This is a genomic window from Nonomuraea sp. NPDC050451 (assembly GCF_044458585.1).
Window position 1 is genome coordinate 911,989 of sequence record NZ_JBITHZ010000002.1, and the last position, 16,551, is coordinate 928,539.

At 69.9% G+C, this 16,551-nt stretch carries 15 protein-coding genes; 5 read left to right on the plus strand and 10 right to left on the minus strand.

What is annotated here, in order from left to right; all coding sequences use genetic code 11:
- The first annotated feature begins 91 nt into the window (after positions 1 to 91).
- A complete protein-coding gene (locus ACIBI9_RS10225; protein ID WP_397221620.1) occupies positions 92 to 559 on the plus strand; it encodes a TIGR03618 family F420-dependent PPOX class oxidoreductase in 468 nt (155 codons plus the stop codon).
- On the opposite strand, the gene ACIBI9_RS10230 is transcribed toward ACIBI9_RS10225, so the two are convergent.
- Positions 507 to 1,916 (minus strand): MFS transporter, encoded by a 1,410-nt coding sequence (locus ACIBI9_RS10230; RefSeq protein ID WP_397221622.1) that lies wholly within the window; start codon positions 1,914 to 1,916, stop codon positions 507 to 509. The genes ACIBI9_RS10225 and ACIBI9_RS10230 overlap by 53 nt on opposite strands.
- A gap of 158 nt (positions 1,917 to 2,074) precedes the next feature.
- Here ACIBI9_RS10230 and ACIBI9_RS10235 point away from each other — a divergent pair, with 158 nt between their 5' ends.
- Entirely contained in the window at positions 2,075 to 2,893 is an 819-nt protein-coding gene (locus ACIBI9_RS10235) for a glycerophosphodiester phosphodiesterase (protein WP_397221623.1), read from the plus strand.
- Here the strand turns inward: ACIBI9_RS10235 and ACIBI9_RS10240 are convergent.
- Both ACIBI9_RS10240 and ACIBI9_RS10245 read right to left on the minus strand, forming a co-directional pair.
- Positions 2,879 to 3,031 (minus strand): response regulator transcription factor, encoded by a 153-nt coding sequence (locus ACIBI9_RS10240; protein WP_397221624.1) that lies wholly within the window; start codon positions 3,029 to 3,031, stop codon positions 2,879 to 2,881. The two genes, ACIBI9_RS10235 and ACIBI9_RS10240, sit on opposite strands and share 15 nt — an antisense overlap.
- A 26-nt stretch (positions 3,032 to 3,057) precedes the next feature.
- Entirely contained in the window at positions 3,058 to 3,519 is a 462-nt protein-coding gene (locus ACIBI9_RS10245; RefSeq protein ID WP_397221625.1) for a response regulator transcription factor, read from the minus strand.
- A gap of 191 nt (positions 3,520 to 3,710) precedes the next feature.
- Between ACIBI9_RS10245 and ACIBI9_RS10250 the strand changes: the two genes are divergently transcribed.
- Entirely contained in the window at positions 3,711 to 3,929 is a 219-nt protein-coding gene (locus tag ACIBI9_RS10250; RefSeq protein ID WP_397221626.1) for a hypothetical protein, read from the plus strand.
- 226 nt (positions 3,930 to 4,155) lie between these two features.
- Here ACIBI9_RS10250 and ACIBI9_RS10255 read toward each other — a convergent pair whose 3' ends face one another.
- From ACIBI9_RS10255 to ACIBI9_RS10270, 4 genes are all read right to left on the minus strand, one after another.
- Positions 4,156 to 6,978 carry a vitamin B12-dependent ribonucleotide reductase gene (locus tag ACIBI9_RS10255; RefSeq protein ID WP_397221627.1) on the minus strand — a complete coding sequence of 941 codons (2,823 nt, stop codon included), beginning with the start codon at positions 6,976 to 6,978 and terminating at the stop codon, positions 4,156 to 4,158.
- Positions 6,975 to 7,430 carry a transcriptional regulator NrdR gene (gene nrdR, locus ACIBI9_RS10260; RefSeq protein ID WP_185078046.1) on the minus strand — a complete coding sequence of 152 codons (456 nt, stop codon included), beginning with the start codon at positions 7,428 to 7,430 and terminating at the stop codon, positions 6,975 to 6,977. The genes ACIBI9_RS10255 and nrdR overlap by 4 nt, the downstream gene beginning before the upstream one ends.
- Before the next feature lie 890 nt (positions 7,431 to 8,320).
- Entirely contained in the window at positions 8,321 to 8,656 is a 336-nt protein-coding gene (locus tag ACIBI9_RS10265) for a LysM peptidoglycan-binding domain-containing protein (protein ID WP_397221628.1), read from the minus strand.
- 137 nt (positions 8,657 to 8,793) lie between these two features.
- Positions 8,794 to 9,120 carry a hypothetical protein gene (locus ACIBI9_RS10270; protein ID WP_397221629.1) on the minus strand — a complete coding sequence of 109 codons (327 nt, stop codon included), beginning with the start codon at positions 9,118 to 9,120 and terminating at the stop codon, positions 8,794 to 8,796.
- Between the two features lie 1,084 nt (positions 9,121 to 10,204).
- Between ACIBI9_RS10270 and lexA the strand changes: the two genes are divergently transcribed.
- Entirely contained in the window at positions 10,205 to 10,912 is a 708-nt protein-coding gene (gene lexA / locus ACIBI9_RS10275; RefSeq protein WP_397221630.1) for a transcriptional repressor LexA, read from the plus strand.
- A 573-nt stretch (positions 10,913 to 11,485) separates the two neighbouring features.
- Here lexA and ACIBI9_RS10280 read toward each other — a convergent pair.
- From ACIBI9_RS10280 to ACIBI9_RS10290, 3 genes are all read right to left on the minus strand, one after another.
- Positions 11,486 to 12,925 carry a family 43 glycosylhydrolase gene (locus ACIBI9_RS10280; RefSeq protein WP_397221632.1) on the minus strand — a complete coding sequence of 480 codons (1,440 nt, stop codon included), beginning with the start codon at positions 12,923 to 12,925 and terminating at the stop codon, positions 11,486 to 11,488.
- 22 nt (positions 12,926 to 12,947) lie between these two features.
- Positions 12,948 to 14,288 (minus strand): glycoside hydrolase family 43 protein, encoded by a 1,341-nt coding sequence (locus ACIBI9_RS10285; RefSeq protein ID WP_397221633.1) that lies wholly within the window; start codon positions 14,286 to 14,288, stop codon positions 12,948 to 12,950.
- A 177-nt stretch (positions 14,289 to 14,465) separates the two neighbouring features.
- A complete protein-coding gene (locus ACIBI9_RS10290) occupies positions 14,466 to 15,311 on the minus strand; it encodes an aminoglycoside adenylyltransferase domain-containing protein (RefSeq protein ID WP_397221634.1) in 846 nt (281 codons plus the stop codon).
- Positions 15,312 to 15,376: 65 nt separating this feature from the next.
- Here ACIBI9_RS10290 and ACIBI9_RS10295 point away from each other — a divergent pair, with 65 nt between their 5' ends.
- Positions 15,377 to 16,486 (plus strand): MalY/PatB family protein, encoded by a 1,110-nt coding sequence (locus ACIBI9_RS10295; RefSeq protein ID WP_397221635.1) that lies wholly within the window; start codon positions 15,377 to 15,379, stop codon positions 16,484 to 16,486.
- Positions 16,487 to 16,551: the final 65 nt, after the last annotated feature.

Consider the following 16,551-nt stretch of genomic DNA (forward strand, 5'->3'; position numbering starts at 1 on the left):
GGGTCGCCGAGCCCGTACGCACCGGGCCTCCAGGGCCAGGGCGGCGCGGCGATAGGCTGACATTTCAGGACTTGCACGAGGGAGAGGATGCATGTCGCAAACGTACGGGCCAGGGGCGGGCCCGGCCCCCCAGTCCCTCGGCGACGAGGAACTCTCGCAGCTGCTGGCCGGGCAGCGCTTCGGCGCGCTGGCGACGAACAAGAGCAGCGGCCACCCCCACCTGTCCACCGTCCTGTACACCTGGGACCCGGACCAGCGCGTGGTGCGGATCTCGACCATCGACGACCGGCTCAAGGTCCGCCAGCTCCACAAGGACCCCCGCTGCGCCCTCTACGCGGCCAGCGACGACTTCTGGTCCTACGCCGTCGCCGAGGGCGAGGCGGAGCTGTCACCCGTGAGCACCGAGCCGGGCGATGAGGTGGGCATGGAGCTCCTCGCCATGCAGCAGAACATGAACGACCCGTACGCCTTCCTGCGGCAGATGGTCGAGGACCGGCGGCTGGTGATCAGGATCCGCGTCTCGCGTTTGTACGGGACCGCGCTGCCCGTGTCGTCATGACGGCGCGGTGCCGGTTGTAGGCCACCGACGCGATCACGACGAGGACGAGCCCCAGGTCGATGCCCGCCGACCAGCGCATGGCAGCGACGTGGTGTCCGCCCTCCGCCGCCGCGAAGAAGACCGCGCCGATCAGAGCCACACCGCCCGCGCCCGCGAACTGCTGCGCCGTGCTGAGGATGCCCGACCCGATGCCGGCCTGGTAGGGGGCGACCTCCACCAGCGCCGCCCCGATGAGCTGCGGCAGGACCAGCCCGTTGCCCGAGCCGACGAGCATGAGCGCGGCCATGATGTACGGCAGGCCCAGCCCCGCCCCGACCACCATCAGGGTCAGTCCGAGCGCGATGATCACGCCGCCGATCATGACGACGATCAGCCCGTACCTTCTGACCAGTCCCGTCCCCAGGATCGACGTGACCGAGAACAGCACCCCCATCGGCGCGAACGCCAGCCCCGCCTGGAAGGCCGTCAGCCCCAGCCCGCCCTGCAGCAGCAGCGTCAGCGTGAACATGAACGAGGCGAAATACGCCATGAACGCGACGATCGAGCCCACGCCCGCCAGGTAGGAGTGGACCTTGAGCAGCGCCAGGTCCAGCACCGGCTGCCCGCCGCGCGCCCCGAGCACCTGCTGCCAGCGCCAGGTCAGCACGAACACGGGCACCGCGGCCCCCATGCTGACCCACGTCCAGGCGGGCCAGCCCAGGCTGTTGCCCAGGCCGAGCGGCACCAGCACCAGAGCCAGCCCGGCGGCCAGGCCCGCCGCGCCCGGCACGTCGAGCCTGGCCCGCCGGGCCGTCTCGACCTCGGGCAGCAGCCAGACGGCCAGCGGCACCACGATCAGGCCGACGGGCAGGTTGATCAGGAAGATGACCCGCCAGCCGAGCCCCAGCGCGTCGACGGTCAGCAGCAGGCCGCCGAGCACCTGGCCCGCGATCGAGCCCAGGCCGCCGGCGACGCCGTACCAGCCGAGAGCGTGCGCCCGCTCCGACGGCGAGTAGACCGCGGAGATCATGGCCAGCACCTGCGGCACCATCGCCGCGCCCGCCAGGCCCTGGAGCAGGCGGGCGGCCACGAGCTGGACCGGGTTCACGGCGGTCCCGCACAGCACGGACGCGATCGTGAACGCGACCACGCCCCAGATGAACAGCCGCCGGTATCCGTAGCGGTCTCCGAGCCGGCCTCCGGTGATCATGCCGGCCGCGTAGGTGAAGGCGTAGCCGCCCACGATCAGCTCCAGGGCGGCCGGGCCCGCGTGCAGGTCGCGTTCGATGGAGGGAGCGGCCACGTTGACCACGAAGAAGTCGAACTGGGCCATGAACCAGGCCGCCAGGATCACGGCCAGCATCCCACCATGCTTCACGATATTCAGGCTAGAACTCCATGATTCGCTCCCCCGGCACGGGGGTCGCGTGTCGAATGCTCATCGGTCGGGCACCGGGCGGCTACTCTGCCATCAACTACCAGTCATGAGATCTGGTCATCGTCGAGTCGACTGCCTCTCCCCACCCGAGGAGACCCATGTTCAGGCGACTCGCCGTCATGATCGCGATCTCGTCCACCCTCCTGACGACCCCTGCCGAGGCGGCCACAGCCGTCGTCAACGTCGCCCACCGGGGCGCCTCCGCGTACGCGCCCGAGAACACCGTCGCCGCCTTCGAACTGGCCGACAAGCAGCACGCCGACGTGTTCGAGCTCGACGTCCAGGAGACCAGGGACCACGAACTCGTCCTGATGCACGACACGACCCTGGCCCGCACCACCGACGTCGAGCGGGTCTTCCCCGATCTGGCGCCGTGGAGGGTCGGCGATCTCACGCTCGACCAGATCCGCCGGCTCGACGCCGGCTCGTGGTTCTCGGACGAGTACGAGGACGAGCGGGTGCCCACGCTCGGCGAGGCGCTGAGCGAGATGAGCGGCTCGGGGCTGGACCTGCTGCTGGAGATCAAGGCTCCGGAGCTCTATCCGGGCATCGAGGCCCGCGTGGCCGCCGAGCTGCGCCGCCATTCCGGCTGGCTCGCGCAGGGGCGGCTGGTGGTGCAGTCGTTCAGCTGGGCGTCGATGCGGGCCTTCCACCGCCTGCTGCCCGGCGTGCCGATCGGGCTGCTCGGGACGCCGTCCAGCGCCGACCTGCCGGGGCTGGCCAAGTTCGCCGACCAGATCAACCCGCCGTACACCTCGTTGTCGGCCTCGTACGTACGGCGCGTGCACGCCCTCGGCATGCAGGTGCTTGCCTGGACCGTGGACAACCCGGACACCATGCGGCGGATGCTGGACTACCAGGTGGACGGCATCATCACCAACAAACCGGACGTCCTGGACGAGCTACTGAGCGGCTGAGGCGGCGAGCACGGCCAGCCGGATCCGGTTCGGGGCGCCCGTCTTGCGCATCAGGCTCGCCACGTACGTCTTGACCTTCGAAACTCCCAGGTGAAGGCGCTCGGCGATCTCCCGGTTCGACAGCCCGGCGCCCACCATGGCCACCACATCCCGCTCGCGCGGGCTCAGCTCGGGGACCTCCGGGGTCGCCCGGGTCTGGGGCCCGCGCGCGTACGGCCTGCTCGACCAGCCGTCCCAGCACCGAGTGGCTGAACGGCGGCTCGCCGGCCACGGTCCCTGTGCAGCGCGGCGAGCAGTTCGCCGGGCGGCGAGTCCTTCACCAGGAACCCGAACGCGCCCGCGGACAGCGCCGGGTAGAGATGATCGTCGTCGTCGAACGTAGTCAGCACCACGACGCGGCTGGACGGGCGGGCCGCCATGATGCGCTCGGTCGCGGTGATGCCGTCCACCCCGGGCATGCGCAGGTCCATCAGGATCACGTCGGGCACCGACTCATCGGCCAGCCTGACCGCCTCGCGCCCGTCCCCGGCCTCGCCGACCACCTCGATCTCGGGGTCGGACTCGCAGAGCATGCGCAGGCCGACGCGGACGAGCTTCTGATCGTCGGCGAGCAGCACCCGGATCACGCCGGCACCGGCACATCATCGGCCCGGTCTCGCCGATCGCGGGCTCCCCGACCTCGTCGGCCCCAGGCTCCCCGATCCCGTCGGCCCCGGGCTCGCCGATCGTGGGCAGCTCGGCGTACAGTCGCCAGCCGGACCCCGACGGCGCCGGCCCGGCCTCGAGCCGGCCTCCGAGCAGCTCCACCCGCTCGACCATGCCGATCAGCCCGTGCCCGCGTCCCGCCTCGACCGGGGGCCGGCGCGGGGAGCCGCCGTCATCCACGATCTCCAGCAGGGCCGTCTCCGCCTCCACCCGTACCCGCATCCGCACCTCGGCTCTCTCCCCCGCGTGCCTGGCCGCGTTCGCCAGCCCCACCTGGGCCAGCCGCAGCACGGTCAGCCCGCACACCGAGTCCAGCCCGGTCACCGCCTGATCGATCTCCGACACCACCGTGAGCCCCGTCTGCCGTGCCCGGGCCGCGGCCTCCTCCAGCGCCCGCGGCAGGTCCACGCGATCGACCAGCGAGAAGAACGGCCCGCGTCCACACCCCAGCGCCCCGCCGAGACGACGGACCGCGTCCACATCCGGCGCCCCGCTGAGACGACGGGGCGGAGGCGAGCCGTATCCGCTCGCCTCCGCCCCGTCAATCGATCTCGTGACTAGCTGCAGCCGCTGGTGGAGCCGCAGCCCTCACAGACGTAGCAGCTCCCGGCCGGCCGCATCTTGGTGCCGCAGGTCATGCAGAGCGGCGCGTCGGCCGTGAAGCGCTGGTGGCTTTCCAGCGTCAGCTCCTTGACCACCGGCGACTGCTCGGTGGCCTCCACCTTCGGCTTCTCCTCGATGGGCGCCGACTGGGCCAGCGCCTCGCGGTCCACCGTCTCCTGCAGCGCCGCCGGGTCCTCACCGCGCTGCTGCGCGGCGCGCTCGGCCGCCGAGAAGATGCCCAGGGCCGCCCGCTCGTCGTAGGGGAGGTGGTCGAGGGCCAGGCGGCGGAAGATGTAGTCCATCACCGACGTCGCCATCCGGATGTCCGGGTCGTCCGTCATCCCGGCCGGCTCGAACCGCATGTTGACGAACTTGCTCATGTACGTCTCGAGCGGCACGCCGTACTGCAGGCCGATGGAGATCGCGACGGAGAAGGCGTCCATGACGCCCGCCAGCGTCGAGCCCTGCTTGGACATCTTGAGGAAGACCTCGCCGAGCCCGTCGTCAGGATAGGACGAGGCGGTCATGTAGCCCTTGGCACCGCCCACCGTGAAGCGGGTGGTCATGCTCGGCCGCTGGTTGGGCATGCGCCGCCGGGTCGGCCGGTTGACCTCGATGACCTTGACCTCGGGCTCCTCCTTGGCGGCCTCTTCCTTCTTGGCGCCGTTGCCGGCGGACAGCGGCTGGCCGACCTTGCAGTTGTCGCGGTAGACGGCCAGGGCCTTGAGCCCCAGCTTCCAGCCCTCCTGGTAGACCTGCTCGATGTCGTCGATCGTGGCCGACTCGGGCAGGTTGACCGTCTTGGAGATGGCCCCCGACAGGAACGGCTGGGTGGCCGCCATCATGCGCACGTGGCCCATCGGCGCGATCGCCCGCTCGCCCATCGCGCAGTCGAACACCTCGTAGTGCTCCTGGCGCAGGCCGGGCGCGTCGACGACGTGGCTGTGCTCGCCGATGTACTCGACGATGGCCTCGATCTGCTCCTGCTGGTAGCCGAGCTGCTTGAGCGCCCGCGGGATCGTCTGGTTGACGATCTGCATGGACCCGCCGCCGACGAGCTTCTTGAACTTGACCAGTGCCAGGTCCGGCTCGATGCCGGTGGTGTCGCAGTCCATCATCAGGCCGATGGTGCCCGTGGGGGCCAGCAGGCTTGCCTGGGCGTTGCGGTAGCCGTTCTTCTCGCCGAGCTTGAGGCACTCCGACCACTGGCGGGACGCCTCGGAGTGGATCTTCGCGTCCATGGAGCCGACGGTGCGCAGGTCGTCGTTGGCCGCCGCGTGCTTGCGCATGACGCGCTTGTGCGGCTCCGCGTTCCTGGCGTATCCGTCGTACGGGCCGACCACCGCGGCCAGCTCGGCGCTGCGGCGGTAGGACACGCCGGTCATCAGCGACGTGATCGCCCCCGCCACGGCGCGGCCGCCGTCGGAGTCGTAGGCGTGGCCCGTCGCCATGAGCAGCGCGCCGAGGTTGGCATAGCCGATGCCGAGCTGGCGGTACGCCCGCGAGGTCTCGCCGATCTTCTCGGTCGGGAAGTCCGCGAACGTGATCGAGATGTCCATCGCGGTGATGATCAGCTCGGTCAGCTTGACGAAGTTGGGGACGTCGAAGGTGTTGTCATCCTTCAGGAACTTCAGCAGGTTGATGCTGGCGAGGTTGCAGGAGGAGTTGTCCAGGTGGACGTACTCGGAGCACGGGTTGCTGGCCGTGATCCGCCCCGTCTCGGGGGTGGTGTGCCAGTCGTTGATCGTGTCGTCGTACTGCACACCCGGGTCGGCGCACTCCCAGGCGGCCTTGGCCATCTTGCGGAACAGCTCCCGGGCGTCGACCGTCTCGATGACCTCGCCGGTCAGGCGGGCGCGCAGGCCGAACTTCTCGCCCTTGTCCACCGCGCGCATGAACTCGTCGGAGACGCGCACGGAGTTGTTGGCGTTCTGGTACTGGACGGAGACGATGTCCTTGCCGCCCAGGTCCATGTCGAAACCGGCGTCACGCAGCGCGCGGACCTTGTCCTCTTCGCGCGCCTTGGTCTCGATGAACTCCTCGATGTCGGGGTGGTCGACGTCGAGCACGACCATCTTGGCCGCCCGGCGGGTGGCGCCGCCGGACTTGATCGTCCCCGCGGACGCGTCGGCGCCGCGCATGAAGCTCACCGGGCCGCTGGCCGTGCCGCCGCTCGACAGCAGCTCCTTCGAGGAGCGGATGCGGGACAGGTTGACACCCGAGCCCGAGCCGCCCTTGAAGATCACGCCCTCTTCCTTGTACCACTCGAGGATCGACTCCATCTGGTCGTCCACCGAGAGGATGAAACAGGCGCTCACCTGCTGGGGCGACTTGGTGCCCACGTTGAACCAGACCGGCGAGTTGAACGCGAACACCTGGTGCGCCAGCGCGTGCTTGAGCTCGTGATCGAAGATCTCGGCGTCCTCGTCACTGGCGAAGTAGCCGTGCTCGATCCCGGTGCGGGTGTAGACGCCGACGACCCGGTCGATCAGCTGCTTCAGGCTCCACTCGCGCTGCGGCGTGCCCACGGCGCCGCGGAAGTACTTGGTCGTCACGATGTTGGCCGCGTTGACCGACCAGAACTCGGGAAACTCGACGCCCCGCTGTTCAAAATTGACCGAGCCGTCGCGCCAGTTCGTCATGACGACGTCACGGCGCTCCCACTGGATCTCGTCATACGGGTGCACGCCCGGCTTGGTGAAGATCCGCTTCATCTTCAGTCCCTTACGCGGACGCTTACCCCCGCGCGCGACTGAACCGCTGGCCGTCTCCGTCATGACTCCCCCTTCTCCGCCTTCAACTGTGAGATCTCGGCCTCGAAGTCCGCCAGGCTCTCGAAACCGCGATATACCGATGCGAACCGCAGGTAGGCCACCTCGTCGAGGTCCCGCAACGGGCCCAGGATGGCCAGCCCCACCTCGTTGGAGGGGATCTCGGCCGCACCCTTGGCCCTGATGGCCTCCTCCACCCGTTGCCCGAGCTGCGCCAGCGAATCCTCGCCCACCGGTCTGCCCTGACACGCCCGCCGCACGCCCGCGACGACCTTGTCCCTCGAGAACGGCTCCGTCACTCCGCTGCGCTTGCTCACCATCAGCAGTACGGTCTCCTGCGTGGTGAACCTGCGCCCGCACTCGGGACAGGTGCGGCGTCGCCTGATGGCCGCGCCGTCATCCGTGGAGCGGCTGTCGATGACCCTCGTGTCAGGGTGGCGACAGAACGGACAGTGCACGCTTTTCGCCTCCTAGACCTGCGGCCACCACACGCCGCGGAACCGCCGTCACGGGACGCTCGCGCACGCCCCACGGCTGGCCGTGGAGCGGTACATAAAACACAAGGTGTGGTGAACTACATCGGTGTAACTACTAGATGTTGTGGTCCAACCGTAGAAGCGCGCGACCATGAACGCAAGTTGAGCAAGCCCATCGAACCGAAGTCGCTGATCAGCCCGCCGACACCACCGGGACTCCGGCGTGTCGCTCGTCGAGGTGATCTTTGTGCTGCTGGAGGCGTCACATGAGCTACTTACACACCCATTCGTGAACAAACCTCACAACGATACCCAACCCCACACCTCCCCCTACGGCCGCCCGAGCGGCCTCGCCAGCGGAGCGACCTCACACCCCGGGCGAACTCGCCGACGGAGCGAACTCACAGCCCCTGGGCGGACTCGCCGGCGGAGCAAACTCACAGCCCCAGGCGAACTCGGCGGCGGAACGAACTCACAGCCCGGGGGACTCGCGGGTCGAGCGGACCCGCGACCCCGGCACGCTCACGAGCCGAGCGGCCTGGCACCCAAATGGACTGGCGCGGTCCGAGCGTCCTGGCGACCCGAACGGACTCACAACCCGGACGCACTCCCGGGCGGACGGCGGACCAGGCTGACTGACAGCCCAAGCGGACCGGCAGCCCAAGCGCACTCACGGGCCGAGCGCAGACGCGGGCCGAGCGCAGACGCGGGCCGAGCGCAGACGCGGGCCGAGCGCAGACGCGGGCCGAGCGCAGACGCGGGCCGAGCAGGCTGGCAGCCCGAATAGGCCGGCGGGCCAAGCGGACTCGCTGGCCATGCGGGGTCGCTGGCCGAGCAAGCTCACAGCCCAGGCGGGCTCGCGGTCCGGGCGGTCAGCGTAAGGCGGCGGTGTTGCTGGGGACGTACAGGCGGGTGCCGGGGCGAATGAGGGAGTCGGACAGGCCGTTCAAGCGCTTGATCTCCTGCACCACAGGGCCGGGATCGTCCCCCTGAGAGAGCGCCTCCCCGATGGCCCAGAGCGTGTCGCCCTCGCGCACCTCCACCCACGGCAACCCCGCATGGCTGGTCACGACGACCTGCACCGCCGCCTGCCCCACCGCACGCGTACCGAGCCAGAACCCGCCGAGCGACAGCAACGCCATGGCGGCCACCAGCACGACCCGCCCGCGCCGGGTCAGCCGCAGCGGCGGAGCAGACCGCCGACGCACCCGCGCCAACGCCCTCCGCTCGCGCCACCTCGCCACCCGGCGCCCCCACCGCCGGGATCCCCAGTGCCCTGCACCACGCCGAGAGCGGCCACCCCGGACGACGCCTCCCCGCGCAGCCCGGTCACCCCCGCGAGCACCTATGGCTGCGCCCCGAACGCCCCTCCCGACACCCTGGACACCACCACCCCGGACACCGCGAACACCTCCCCCAGCGCCCACGGAACCCCGAGTGTCTCCCCGCGCAACCTGCGCGGGACCCCGAGCACCGCGAGCATCTCCCCGGGGACTCCGGACACCATCCTTGGAACCCCGATTGCCTTCCCCAGCACCCGGAGAACCACCCAAGGGACCGCGAACATCTCCCCCAGCGACCCGAGAACCATCCAGGGGACCGCGAACGCCTTCCCCAGCGGCCTGGGCGGCACGCCGAACGCCGCGAGCGCCCTTTCCAGCACTTCGGTCATCACCCCTGGGACCGAAGACCCTTCCCTCAGCGCTCCGGGCACCCTTCCTAGAGCCGAGGAGCCTTCCGACGGCGTTCCGGACACCACCCCCGGAACCACGGACCTTTCCCACAGCCCTCCGGGCGGGACCCCGGGGACCGCGAACGCCTTCCCCAGTGCTCCGGGCCAGGCCCCGGACACCGCGAACGCCTTCCCCGGAGCCCCGGACACCACCCCCGGGACCGAGAACCTCTCCTCCAGCCCCCCGGGCAGGGTCCCGCGCACTGCGCGCGTCTTCCCCCGCGACCTGCGCGGGGCGTCGAGTACCGCGTATGTCTTCCTCCGCGACCTGCGCGGAGCGTCGAGTGCCGCGTGCGTCTTGCTCGGCGGCCTGGATGCCGCCCCGCGGACCAGCGCCCGCGATGCCGCCCCCTGCTCCTTTCGTTCCAGACCCTCCTGGGCCGCGCGCACGCGACCGCGCGGCGCCCGCAGGGGCGCGTGCGCCCCGATCGTTCACCCTCGTCCCCTGCCCAGCGTCGGCGCCCCCGCCCGAGCGCCCCTGGCCTCTGTCCGCGCCGGATCTCCGGCCGGCCACTGTCTCGTCGCCCTCGTCCGCACGGGCTCCTCCCCTGCCCGGCGGTACGGTGGCGTCCGTGTCGGCGCCCGGACGCGGCGGCGGCACCAATCGCAAATGGGGCCTTCCACCATGAGTCGTGCGGGGCCCCAACCTCTTCCCCGAATTCCCGCGGGAACCGGCCTCAGTCCGCGTATTGTCTCCCCGTCGATCGTTAGCCTGCGTTGCGTCGGCGATGAGTGTGAGTCGTTTGGCGTCTTGGCTGGTCGTGTCGGTATTTGTGGGCGTTCGCATGGTTGACCTCCTGCCGTGCGGCCCGAGGAAAAGGCCAAATAAAGATCAGCAAATCGAACACGGTGTCGATCGAACTCCCGTACGATGTTGTACACCACGCTGGCGACAATTTCGAGGAAGACTCGAACAATTGTTTGAAGATGATCTTCAACAGCGATACGGTCGCTGTGTGCGACATTGGGACCACAGACCGGGAGGTGCGCCGGTGAGGCGGGCCGCCAGGCGAGGAGGAAGAGCATGAGCGAGCAGGATGGCGCAAACGGGGTCAGCGACCTCGCGGTGCGCCGGCGCGACTCTCTGGGCCTTACGCCCAGGCAGCGCAAGATCCTTGAAGTCATTCGTGACTCGGTGCAGCAGCGCGGCTATCCGCCCTCCATGCGCGAGATCGGCGAGGCGGTGCAGCTGACCAGCACGTCGAGCGTGTCGCACCAGTTGACGGCGCTTCAGCGCAAGGGTTACCTGCGTCGCGACCCGCACCGGCCGCGCGCGCTCGAAGTGCGCCTCCCGGGCGAGCCCGTGCTGTGGGTGGACCCTGACGCGACTGACGAAGAGCCCACGATCAACCGCCCGACGGCGGCCTATGTCCCGCTCGTCGGCCGCATCGCCGCCGGTGGTCCGATCCTGGCCGAGGAGAGCGTGGAAGACGTCTTCGCGCTGCCCAAGCAGCTCGTCGGCGAGGGCACGCTGTTCCTCCTGCAGGTCACCGGTGACTCGATGATCGAGGCCGCCATCGCCGACGGCGACTGGGTGGTCGTCCGCCAGCAGCCGGTGGCGGAGAGCGGCGACATCGTGGCCGCCATGATCGAGGGCGAGGCCACCGTCAAGACCTTCAAGCGCAAGGACGGCCATGTCTGGCTCGTCCCCCACAACCCCAACTACGAGCCCATCCCCGGCGACGAGGCCAGCGTCCTGGGCAAGGTCGTGGCGGTCCTGCGCCGGCTCTAGCAGCGGTCAGGGCTCGAAAGGGTCTCGGGCGCGCGTCATACCGCTCGCGCCGCGTTCCGGCGCGCGCCGAAACACGCCTCTGCATGGGCTACGTACGTACGGTTCCACCTCGCCCCAGGGCCGAAGGCCCGTCACCGATCGACCCAGCGGGGAACGCCATAGCCGCCGGAACCAAGCCGTCCGGAGGTCGCCAGGTAGGCCTATGCCGTCGATCGTGGCACGTCACGGCCACCCAACCTGGCTATCGGCCTCGGCACCCCACCGTATCGCCACCTGGCCGCCGGACGTTGGTCGCCAATGCTGGCACCACACCTGGTCTCGACGTCGCGCCTTCCGTCACCTGGCCATCGGCCATCGTTACCGACATTGGCGACCGAACTCGGTCTCGGTACCGCGTCGCCCCCCACCTTCGCCGCACCCGCAGGGCTCGGGAGACGCCACCTCCATGACCGCCTGACGAAGAAGCCCGGGCGGTCACAAGCCACCCGCACCCGCTTCCAGCAACACCCGACGAGGACACACCACGCCGAAAGGCCGTTGGAGCAGCCTCTCGTGCGAGTACAGGAAGCCGGCTCACTCCAGCACGAAGCTCGCACTGCCCTTGAAGGCGCTCGACCCGTCGTTCTGCTCGACCCACGCCAACCCGGCCCGATGTCGCACGAAATAGCCGGGGAAGTTCACCGACTCCAGCGAGACCGTCCCGGAACCCGACAGCCCAGTCCGCCGGACGAAGCTGGCGTCCGCGTCGAAAAGGCTCGTCCCGTCCCGCCGTTCCACCCACGCCTCGAAGTTCCGATGCCGCAGGTAGTACCCAGGGAAGTTGGTCGACTCGAGCGAGACCGTCCCTGCCCCCGACAACCCCGTGACCAGCCGGAACTGGGAGTCGGCCAGCGGCGAGACGTTGGCCTCCAGCCTCACCCGGTAGTCCCAGTGCCGCAGCGCCTGCCCCGGCGTGTCGTACGACGTCAGCCGCGCCGGCGTCGCCCCGTCGAGAACCGGGATGCCGAAGTCCGGGGTCCCGTCCGCCCGCCAGTACACCTTCTGCACCCGGGTACGCCGGTTCGGGTCGTTCAGCGGGTCGCCTGAGATGTCGCGGTAGTTCCGGTCGTGGTAGACGAGGAGGTCGCTCTGCCCGTCCTCGGAGGTCGTGAAGGAGTTGTGGCCCGGCCCGTACTGGCCGGTCGCGGCGCTGCTGGCGAAGACCGGGCTCTGGCTCTTGGTCCACGAGGACGCCTGCAGCGGGTCGGCCGAGGCGGAGGCGGTCAGCAGGCCGAGGCAGTAGTTGGCGTCGGTGGCGCTGGCGGAGTACGTGAGGAAGAGCCGCCCGTTGCGCTGCAGCACCGAAGGGCCCTCGGCCACCTTGTAGCCGCGCGTCTCCCAGGCCAGCGTCGGCACGGTCAGCCGGGTCGTGGCGCCGGTGATCGTCCAGGGGTTGGCGCCCATGCGCGCGATGTACAGGTTGGAGTTGGTGGCGATGCCCGGTTCCTGCTGCGCCCACAGCAGGTAGCGCACGCCGTTCGCGACGAACGTGGTGGCGTCCAGGGAGAAGGTGTCCCAGGGCGTGGCGATGTGGCCGCGTTCGGCCCAGGAGCCGGTCAGCGGGTTGGCGGCGGAGCTCTCCAGCACGTACATGCGGATCCGCCAGACGTCGTCGGCGCGCCCGGCCGCGAAGTACACGTACCACTTGCCGTTGATGAAGTGGATCTCCGGCGCCCAGATGTGCGCGCCCATCTCGCCGGTGGCGTGCTTGCGCCAGATGACGGTCTCCGGCGCGCTCGCCAGCCCCTGGATGGTGGTGGCGCGGCGCAGCACGATGCGGTCGTACTCGGGGACGGTGGCGGTGAAGTAGTAGTAGCCGTCGGTGTGGCGGAAGATGTGCGGGTCGGCGCGCTGGGCGGCCAGCGGGTTGGTGTACTGCACGGCGGGCGAAGCGTGCGCGGGGCCAGGGGACAGCAGGTCGGCGATCACGATGAGCAGCGTAACCACGGCGATCGCGGCGGATCTCGCGGGCATGGCTCGTCCTCCCGTTCCAGGCTCAGGCCAGCGGTGACGTGACCGTGAACGAGGCGTCGGAGGCGAACACCGACGTCGACTCCCGCAGGTCCAGCCGCATCTCGTAGTTGTAGTGGCGCAGGTAGCGGCCCGGCAGGTTGTACGACTCGAACGAGGTGGTCCCGCCGCCCGCCAGCCCCGCCCGCCCGCAGAACGTGGCGTCACTCCGGAAGATCGCCGAGCCGTCGTCGCGCTGCAGGGTCAGCCTCAGGTTGTAGTGCCGCAGGTAGTAGCCGGGCTGTCCGGCCGACTGGAACGAGTAGCAGCCGGAGTGGGCGAGCCCGGCGGTGACGGTGAAGGTGGCGGACTGGCGGTCGGCCAGCGAACTGGAGGTGGACAGCGGGTCGACGTAGGCGAGCTGGTCGCGGTGGCGTACGTACCGGTCGGGGAAGTTGGCCGAGCGCAGGGACCGGTTGCCGGTGGGCACGGCGGTCGCGTCGCCGGAGTCCTCGCGCAGCACGGTGAAGTGCCTGGCCGTCCCGGACAGGCCGGGCAGTTCCACCTTGGCCCCGAACGACGCCAGGTTCGAGCTGTCGGCGTAGTAGTAGCGCCCGCCCGTGTAGTTGTCGAAGTAGATCCGCCACCTGCCGTCGGGCAGCCGCGTCAGCGCCGGGCCCTCCAGGCCGGAGCCCCAGCCCGCCCAGTTCCCGGTGCCGGTGAACGTCCACGGCCCGGTGAGCGAGGTCGCGGTGGCGTGCTCGATGTACTTGGTCGTCTCGTTTTTCAGGAAATTGTGGTACGTGGAGCCGGCCTTGACGACGAAGCTGTCGATGTAGTTCGCCGGGATGCCCAGCGGCACCGGGGCGCTCCACGACGACAGCGCGCTGTTGGTGGCGGTGATCCGGTACGGCCTGAACTGCCCCGCCGTGCCCGTCGTGGACGCCGAGAAGATCACGTGCACGCTGCCGTCGGAGTCCTTGAACCACTCCGGCGCCCAGGTGCTGCCGGTGGCGCCGTTCAGCCCGACGGTGACGTTACGCAGGAACGTCCAGGACACGGCGTCGGCGCTGCGGGCGAAGCCGATGGTGTCGCCGGTCCAGTTCGTGGTGTGAACGAGGTAGTAGTAGCCGTCGGTGTGCCGCATCACGCTCGGGTCGCGGATTAGGCCGGACGGCGGCGTGTAGGCGTTCGCCCTGATGAGGTGGTAGTTGGTGGCGTTCGCCGAGTCGTAGACGTACATGTTCGACTGACTGCTGTTGGTGAACGCGGTCATCAGGTAGTGCGGCGCGGGTCCGACGGCGTGGGCGGGCGGCGCGAGCGCGACGGCCGCGACGACGGCGAGCAGGGCCACGAGTGCCCGGCGAACGCTTCGGGATGTGCGCATCCAGCGGCCCTCCGCGGTGTTAGCGTTAACAGCGCACCGCGCATGGGAGCGGTGCGGTGATTGGCGTTCGCGCGTATTCGTATCCCGGGGGCGGAACGGCGTCAATGCCCGGCGACCCGAGTTGCAGCCCGCGTGCAGCACCGTCCCGAGCCGCTGTGCCGAGCCGGTCCGGGGCTTCTATCGGGCGGTGTACAGCTCGTGCGCGGCCTTGATCGCCTGGTCGGCGAAGGCGAGCACGTCGCGACGTCGTTCGAACGGCGAGCCGTACAGAGACTTCCGGGGGGTGCCGAAGTGCTCGCTCAGCCCGCTGACCGCGCCGGAGAGCGTCGGCAGCGCGGCCTCGTCCTCCTCGCGCAGGCGCAGCGCCTCGTTCACCACCCGGTGCCAGCGCTCCGGGAACACCGCCAACGCGTACTGTCCGGCCCCAGACTTGGAGGTGATCTCGCCGGTCGCCAGCGTGTAGTGCAGCCGGGCGACGCCAGTGACGACCCAGACCGTGTTGTAGCCGCCGAGGCAGGCCAGCCCCCAGGGCGAGGCCAGGTGGGAGGCCCTGCTCACCAGGCGGCGCCAGTATCGGTCGAGGTTCCCGTCGGTCCAGGCCGCGAGGGCGGCTGGATCGTGCCAGATATCGAGCTCGTCCGGCTTGGGGCCGCGGCAGGTCAGGCCGTTCTGGGCCAGAGTGTGCCACGTGACCGGGTTGAGGCCGCCCCGGGGGTTGATCTTCCCCGTGTGCGCCCGGGGACGCGTCCCCAGCTCCGCGGGGTCGCGGCTGAGGTCGTCCCACGTGAGGTAGCAGCCCTCGAACGGGTACGCGCCCAACCGGGCATGAATGCGCTCCACCACCTCGAACGGCGCATCCGAGGCCGTCACCGCGACGAAGTCCACGTCACTCGCGCCGGGCCGGTAGTCGCCCAGCGCCGCCGAGCCCTCCAGATAGAGACCCTCCACGAGCCCGGGAGCCTCCGCGTCGGCCACCGACAGGTAGGTCTCGACAATGGCATCGACCTTGGGGTTAGACATCATCGCCGTCCAGCCTCCCATAAGCGGCCTCGCCACCTCATCACAATCGATAATCCTAGAATTACCGCGTGAATGAGGCATATACCCCTGAAGACCTCAAGACATCCCACGACGGCATCAAGTGGTCAGAAGTCGCACCGGGCGTCATCCCTGCCTGGGTGGCCGACATGGACCTGTCCACTGCTCCCGAGGTGGTCGAGGCGCTGCGGCGGCGGGCCGCCGGAGACCTGGGCTACCCGACCTGGCTCGAACAGCCCTCAGCCGGGCCGCTGGCCGAGGCGTTCGCCGAGCGCATGGCGAACCGGTACGGCTGGCAGGCCGATCCCTCGCTCGTGCGCTCGTTCAACGACCTCAACCAGGCCCTCCAGGTCCTCCTCCAAGTCTGGACCCGGCCGGGCGACGGGGTCGCGGTGCACACCCCGGCCTACCATCCGTTCCTGGAGACGCTGAAGGTCATGGAACGGCCTCTTCATCCGATCCAGCTCGAGCCCGACGGGGACTCGTGGCACTTCGAGGTGCCCGACCTGTCGGGCTGCCGGGTGCTCCTGCTCGTCAACCCGCACAACCCGACCGGCCGCTCGTTCACCCGCGAGGAGCTAACGGAGCTGGCCGACCACGTCGAACGCCATGACCTGCTGGTCATCGCGGACGAGATCCACGCGGACCTCACCTTCGAGCCGCACCGGCACATCCCGTTCGCCACGATCCTCCCCGAACGCACCGTCACGCTCACGTCGGCCACGAAGGCCTTCAACCTGGGCGGCATCCGCTGCTCGGTGGCCCACCTGGGACACGCGGGCGTCCGCAAGGCCCTGGAGGCGCAGCCACCCTTCGTGTACGGCTCGGCGAACCTCTTCGGCGTGGAGGCCACGGTGGCGGCGTGGCGGCACGGGGACGCCTGGCTGGACTCGACCCGCGCCCTGCTGGACCGCAACCGCCACACGATCGCTTCCCGGCTGCCGGCATCCGTGGGCTATCGGGTTCCGGAGGCGACCTACCTGGCGTGGCTGAACGTGGGGCGGCCGGGCATGGCGGAGGTGTACGAGCGGGAGGCCAGGGTGCGCCTGGTCGACGGCGCGGTCTTCGGGCCTGGCGGGGAGCACTACGTCCGCCTGAACTTCGCCACCACGGAGGCGATCCTGGCCGAGATCCTCGACCGCCTGAACCAGGTGCCCTGACCCTGGGGGCGTGGCGGGACCCCACGGCACTCCCGCCACGCCGGGCCCTTGCCACAGCACGCGGC

What these genes read in the sequence shown, in the direction of transcription:
- ACIBI9_RS10225 (WP_397221620.1), top strand. Translation starts at nt 92, where the DNA reads ATGTCGCAAACGTACGGGCCAGGGGCGGGCCCGGCCCCCCAGTCCCTC.
- ACIBI9_RS10235 (WP_397221623.1), top strand. Translation starts at nt 2,075, where the DNA reads ATGTTCAGGCGACTCGCCGTCATGATCGCGATCTCGTCCACCCTCCTG.
- ACIBI9_RS10240 (WP_397221624.1), bottom strand. Translation starts at nt 3,031, where the DNA reads ATGGTGGGCGCCGGGCTGTCGAACCGGGAGATCGCCGAGCGCCTTCAC.
- ACIBI9_RS10250 (WP_397221626.1), top strand. Translation starts at nt 3,711, where the DNA reads ATGCCGATCAGCCCGTGCCCGCGTCCCGCCTCGACCGGGGGCCGGCGC.
- ACIBI9_RS10255 (WP_397221627.1), bottom strand. Translation starts at nt 6,978, where the DNA reads ATGACGGAGACGGCCAGCGGTTCAGTCGCGCGCGGGGGTAAGCGTCCG.
- ACIBI9_RS10270 (WP_397221629.1), bottom strand. Translation starts at nt 9,120, where the DNA reads ATGACCGAAGTGCTGGAAAGGGCGCTCGCGGCGTTCGGCGTGCCGCCC.
- lexA (WP_397221630.1), top strand. Translation starts at nt 10,205, where the DNA reads ATGAGCGAGCAGGATGGCGCAAACGGGGTCAGCGACCTCGCGGTGCGC.
- ACIBI9_RS10280 (WP_397221632.1), bottom strand. Translation starts at nt 12,925, where the DNA reads ATGCCCGCGAGATCCGCCGCGATCGCCGTGGTTACGCTGCTCATCGTG.
- ACIBI9_RS10285 (WP_397221633.1), bottom strand. Translation starts at nt 14,288, where the DNA reads ATGCGCACATCCCGAAGCGTTCGCCGGGCACTCGTGGCCCTGCTCGCC.
- ACIBI9_RS10290 (WP_397221634.1), bottom strand. Translation starts at nt 15,311, where the DNA reads ATGATGTCTAACCCCAAGGTCGATGCCATTGTCGAGACCTACCTGTCG.